The sequence below is a fragment of the Cyanobium sp. Maggiore-St4-Cus genome, assembly GCF_024345615.1.
Taxonomy (GTDB): Bacteria; Cyanobacteriota; Cyanobacteriia; order PCC-6307; family Cyanobiaceae; genus Cyanobium_A; species Cyanobium_A usitatum.
Genome location: NZ_JAGQBL010000028.1, coordinates 1 through 5,010 on the forward strand (window position 1 = coordinate 1; position 5,010 = coordinate 5,010).

The following is a 5,010-nucleotide window of genomic DNA, read 5'->3' on the forward strand; positions in this document are numbered from 1 at the left end:
CACGGTGCTGAGGCGATGCGCTCATTTGATCCAAACCAATATTTTTCGCCCTGGCTGCTGTTCTGCCGTGGAGGAGCTGAGGAGGCGCAGGAATCTTTGCCCAGAGCTTTCACTGCCTTTCTCGACTGCTACTGGCAGCTCAGCGCCGAAGCCGGCCAACGCACTTCCATAGTTACAGCAGAAAAGGTGAAAACCCTGCAGGAGGCATACGATGTCTATAGCGCCGAAAGAGATCCGGCTCACGGCCTGTTTAGCAGCCACTTCGGCAAGGCTTGGTCGGATCGTTTTCTGCACGAGTTCCTTTTCCCATCTAGCCCGCAGCAATGACAGCACCGCAAAGCTGCAGCCTTGACCAGGTCAGAATCCCCGGTTGGCGTTGGCAGCCCTTTCTTGATCATGCAGTCGAAATGCTTCAGGCATTGGAGCCAGCCGCCTACCCCGTGCCGGAGCAGTTTCTGCAAAAAACCGGATCCACCGGTTCGAAGGCACAGCCGGTAGTTGTGCAAACTGCAACCTGGGCATGTCAAACCAACAAACTTCGCCAGGTGAGGGCCGCCTGCGTGGAGGCGGGGCCAGCAGCGTCCGTGCTGAACCTAGTGATCAATCCCCACTGCCGTTTTGATCTGCCTTTCTTCGGAGCAGATTTGGTCACGCTGCCCTCAGGCCATCTGCTAGCCCTTGACCTGCAGCCGGTTGACCGCAGCGATTCCCTCCATACCCAACCGGTCTGGGATCGATTACTCCCAATTTTTAACAGCTGGAAACCTCACTTACCCGATGGCGGGCCCATTCCTGCTGAGGCAGAACCTTACTTTTCACCTGCATTTCTCTGGACCCGTCTACCTTTGGGAGCAGCCTCCGATGAGCTAATAAGCACCGTTATATTTCAAGCCTTTGCTGAGTATTTAAAGCTTTATTTACAGCTCGTGGATGAAGCGACCCCCGTAGCAGACGATCGCTCAGCGATATTGCTCAATGGCCAAAAGCGCTACACCAGCTACCGGGCAGAGAAAGATCCGGCAAGGGGGATGCTCGGCCGCTTTCACGGTGCGGAATGGACCGAGACATATATCCATGAGGTGTTGTTCGATCTGGATAGACACTATCCCGATCAAAACGGAGATCAAAGCAGGCCTATGGCATGAAGAGGGCCACTTCCACTGATCAGCTCCACAAGGAAAGCGGAGAATCCGAGCATAGCTAAGCGGCCATTCCACACTTCTGAGCTGTTGTTCCAGCCCCAAGCCCACTTGTCTTGGGGGTAGAGCTTCACGGTGCTGGGCAAAGCCGCCGCCTGGTCAAGATTCACTTCGGGTCCATCCAGGGCCTGCTGGACGAGTCGCGCAAGCCCCTGGATGAACGCAGGGTTGGTGTCAAGCGCCGGCACACGCCGAAAATTTGTGATGCCCGACTCGAAAGCCAGCTTGCGGTACTCGATGTCGATCTCTTCAAGGGTCTCGATGTGCTCGCTCACAAAACTGATCGGCACAACCACCAGATCCTTCACACCCTGCCGCCCTAGCTCCGCCAATGCCTCGTCGGTGTAGGGCTTGAGCCACTCCACAGGACCCACCCGGCTCTGATAAGCAAGGGTGAAAGAGTTGCTGTGGCCCAATGTGGCCTCCAACTTCTCGATGATCAGCCGGGCGCAGGTTTCGATCTCCCCTTGGTAGGGATCGCCCGCTTCCTCCACGTAGCTCTTAGGAACACCGTGGGCGCTGAAGAACACGTGGGCGCTGTCAGGGTCCGGGCAGGCCTGGATCTCACGGGCGATCAGCCCCGCCATGGCGTCGATATAGCCCCGGTCATCGTGATAGCTGCGGATGCATCGAATCGGCAAAGCTGCGAAGACAGGATCAGCCTGACGAAGACGCTGAAGCTCCCTAAAGCTGGAACCGCTGGTGCTAATCGAGAAGTGAGGGTAAAGAGGCAGCACCACCACCTCATCCACATCGTCGGCTTTGATGTCTGCCACCGCCGATTCGGTGAATGGGTGCCAGTAGCGCATCGCCACGTAGCTGGTGGCCTCGATCCCAAGCAGGCGCAGGGCACTCTGCAGCTCCCGCGCCTGCTGCTCGGTGATTCGCCGCAGTGGCGAGCCACCGCCGATAGAGCGATAAGCCTCCTGCGACTTGCTCGCCCGCAGACTGCTGATCAGCCAAGCCAGAGGTTTCTGCAGGCCCGGGTTGGGTAGCCGGATGATCTCCGGATCCGAGAACAGGTTGTAGAGAAAAGGGCCGACATCCTGGATGCGCTCCGGACCCCCGAGGTTCAGCAGGAGCACACCTACCTTGGCCATGGCTTGGCGATCATGAGGCCAAACATCACCTTAGGTCTACAACCGCTTGCAGCTGCACTCGCTCGGTTAATTAAGAAACGTTTAGGGTCAGCCCTGACAACGAAGTGGATCAAGCCACGTCCAAGCCCCAGGGATCTTTCACCAGCGGGTAGTGGCCTGAGAGCCCCATAAACTTTTCGCCGCGGACCCTCTGATCACGAAACAACGATTCTGGAAAACCCGATTACCGAACTGAAGACGATGGAAGCTTCAGATAACCACGCCAAAGCCGCAGCTGATCGGCAATGGGACCTTATGCGCGCCAGCTTTGATGGCGACTGGCAGGGAACAACCACCTGGTATGGCCGCAACGGCGACGGCATGAACATGAAGCAGGGCACCGTCAACCCGGAGGCCTCGCTTTACGCCATCCGCTTCTCGGATGCGCATACGGGTGAATGGCATGGAACCGGCCTTCGATTCGCACCGGGTGGAGAACGCCGCTTCCCCCTATATCGGCACAATTACAACCTCAGCCACAACTGCTGGCATTTTCCGCAGACTGCAGGTCAGTCGAGCCTGCAAATGGCAGGCAGCGTCGCGCGTGCTGGGCATGAAGTGAACTTCTTCAGCGGTCGCAGTCGTTCGATGCTGGTTGCGCTTTACCAGCAACAACCGGATGGACAGATGCTGCTGGACTCAATCGCCGCCACACCCTTCCGCTGCCAACGCACCAGTCCTGACCCAGAACGCACTCAGTTTCAATCGTTGGAGGCGGTATTAGAGACCGTCATTGGCTGGCAAGGGGTGGAATCAGTGATCAGACCCGGATTCAGTTCTGGAATTGCAATGTCAGAACAGCGGCTGGCGCCATTCTGTAGCGAATGGTTTATCAAAAATGAAGTGAACGGGCTATTTGCAGATAATTTAATCTGCAGCCTGCCGGAGATTTTGCCAAAGCATTCATTTGACCTCCACTTCGGCTGCATACTAGATCGTCAAAACTTTGTGCATCTGACAATGGAGTTTGATGCCAATCACAATCTCTTGGCCTGGATAGAGCGCCGCTATCAGCCCACCATGCATGGATGAGAGAGGCTGAAGCCAAGCTGCTTAAGCTTCTCATTACTCACCCGCGCATTAAGGATTCGATCGCTGGTGTCTCTGGTCAACCACTTGGCCAGTGGCAGCCCAGCGCGCTCACACAACCGATTTGTGAGCTCCTGGCCGTTGTACTGGGTATCATTGACCAGGTTGTACGTGTCATTCAGGCCTTGGTCAAAGGCGAAGTTGATACCGCGAACGATGTCGTCGCGGTGAATCCAGCACGGCACATTCAAGCCATTACGCTGCACTAATCCGCCAGCTGCACTGAGCAACATGGCCGGAATATCACGTCCAGGCCCATATATGCCACCGAGGCGCAACACGCAGACCTTGATCGATTCGGAGCGGACCGACGCGATCATCTGCTCTGCCCTCACGAGCACGGAATTCACTGGATGATTTGAATCAGTTGGATCGCTCTCACTTGTGAGCGCTCCCTGCCGGTTGCCATACACGCCACAGCTGCTTAGGTGAACAAGCTGCAGTGGCGAGCTGACAGGCCGACGGTTAAGCGTTTCGATCAGCCGTTGCAGACCGCCAAGAAAGGTCTGCTCGTATTGGCTCAGCTCAACACTGGAACTCTTCGACGGAGCGAAGGACACCAAGATGCCGTCGAGATCTGCTGCGAAGTCCAGGCTGCTGGAGGGATCCGTGGAATCAAAAACCAACGGATTCTCTACTAGGTCGGCCAGCTCTGGCAAGCGTTCACGCCGGGTTGTGGTGCCCCAAAGTGCATGCCCTTCCTGCTTCCAGGATTTGGCAACCGCTTCACCCACGTAGCCACAACCCAGGATTGCGCGACGCTCGCCCGAGGGCAGGATCGGGCGCTCTTGGAGAGACAGCAACTGATAGAGGGAAGCCAGATCTGGGGCAGAAGTCATCCCGCAAAGCCCAATCGTGAAGTTTTGCAACCTTAGGCCTGCCGGATGGGGGGTTGCGTTGTCACCGCTACGGATGACGCTCCCTGAGCCCTACTCGGTTCTTGTGGCAGCCTGAGCTATCTCCTTAAGCCCATGCCCGTCTATTGCGTCGAAGTGCCTGGACTAGCGCCAGTTTCCGTGACTTGCGCCGGCTGCAGCGGAGATGCTTTGCAACTGGCACTGCGGGAGCAGGGACTGGACAACTTCCGTGTCGAGCGGCGCAGCAAAGATGGTCGCCAGTGGTGGTTTCAGGCCAACTTCAAGCCAGGCACCATCGACCCAGCCACCCCTGGAGGTCTCACCCGGCTGGTGAGCGTTGATCTAATCGAGGACTGATGGGTCCGATCCAAGCGCCGCTAAGCCTCAGGCCGCCACCACTTCCGTGCTGCCCGAACGCTGACGCCGGGTAAGGAAGCCAAACAGCACCTTGCCAATGGCGGCGATCAGATTGCCTTCCAGTTCCTGGAACATGGTCATGTTCAGGTGGAAGGCGTGGTTGGCCTCCTCCACAATGCGATCGGCCATGGCTTGGTCGATCGGCAGGGCGTCGAGGGTGGTGCGGTAGTTGGCCTTGAAGCCCTTCTCATCGGGAATAGCCGCGAATTCGTAGAAACGCAGGCCATCGTGCTCGCCCAGGCTCATCGCCTTCTGGGCGATGTTCTTGAGGATCTGGCCGCCGGAAAGATCACCTATGTAGCGGGTGTA

General features: G+C 57.3%; 6 protein-coding genes and 1 pseudogene. 4 read left to right on the plus strand and 3 right to left on the minus strand.

Annotation, left to right across the window (positions count from 1 at the left end):
• Both KBY99_RS14775 and KBY99_RS14780 read left to right on the plus strand, forming a co-directional pair.
• Positions 1-327, plus strand: a pseudogene (locus tag KBY99_RS14775) (dihydrobiliverdin:ferredoxin oxidoreductase); the annotation flags it as partial.
• The gene (locus KBY99_RS14780) at positions 324-1,145 is read left to right on the plus strand and encodes a phycoerythrobilin:ferredoxin oxidoreductase (RefSeq protein ID WP_254941611.1); all 822 of its coding nucleotides are present in this window, start codon (positions 324-326) and stop codon (positions 1,143-1,145) included. The pseudogene KBY99_RS14775 and the gene KBY99_RS14780, both read left to right, overlap by 4 nt.
• Here the strand turns inward: KBY99_RS14780 and hemH are convergent.
• The gene (gene hemH / locus KBY99_RS14785) at positions 1,124-2,299 is read right to left on the minus strand and encodes a ferrochelatase (RefSeq protein WP_254999818.1); all 1,176 of its coding nucleotides are present in this window, start codon (positions 2,297-2,299) and stop codon (positions 1,124-1,126) included. The genes KBY99_RS14780 and hemH overlap by 22 nt on opposite strands.
• A gap of 240 nt (positions 2,300-2,539) precedes the next feature.
• On the opposite strand from hemH, the gene KBY99_RS14790 reads away from it, so the two are divergent.
• Positions 2,540-3,370 (plus strand): hypothetical protein, encoded by an 831-nt coding sequence (locus tag KBY99_RS14790; protein ID WP_254941613.1) that lies wholly within the window; start codon positions 2,540-2,542, stop codon positions 3,368-3,370.
• Here KBY99_RS14790 and KBY99_RS14795 read toward each other — a convergent pair.
• The gene (locus tag KBY99_RS14795) at positions 3,349-4,266 is read right to left on the minus strand and encodes an NAD-dependent epimerase/dehydratase family protein (RefSeq protein WP_254941614.1); all 918 of its coding nucleotides are present in this window, start codon (positions 4,264-4,266) and stop codon (positions 3,349-3,351) included. The genes KBY99_RS14790 and KBY99_RS14795 overlap by 22 nt on opposite strands.
• Positions 4,267-4,398: 132 nt before the next feature.
• On the opposite strand from KBY99_RS14795, the gene KBY99_RS14800 reads away from it, so the two are divergent.
• Positions 4,399-4,641 (plus strand): hypothetical protein, encoded by a 243-nt coding sequence (locus KBY99_RS14800; protein WP_127432026.1) that lies wholly within the window; start codon positions 4,399-4,401, stop codon positions 4,639-4,641.
• Between the two features lie 27 nt (positions 4,642-4,668).
• On the opposite strand, the gene KBY99_RS14805 is transcribed toward KBY99_RS14800, so the two are convergent.
• Positions 4,669-5,010: biliverdin-producing heme oxygenase (locus KBY99_RS14805; RefSeq protein WP_254999819.1), on the minus strand; the 342-nt coding region annotated here is incomplete at its 5' end.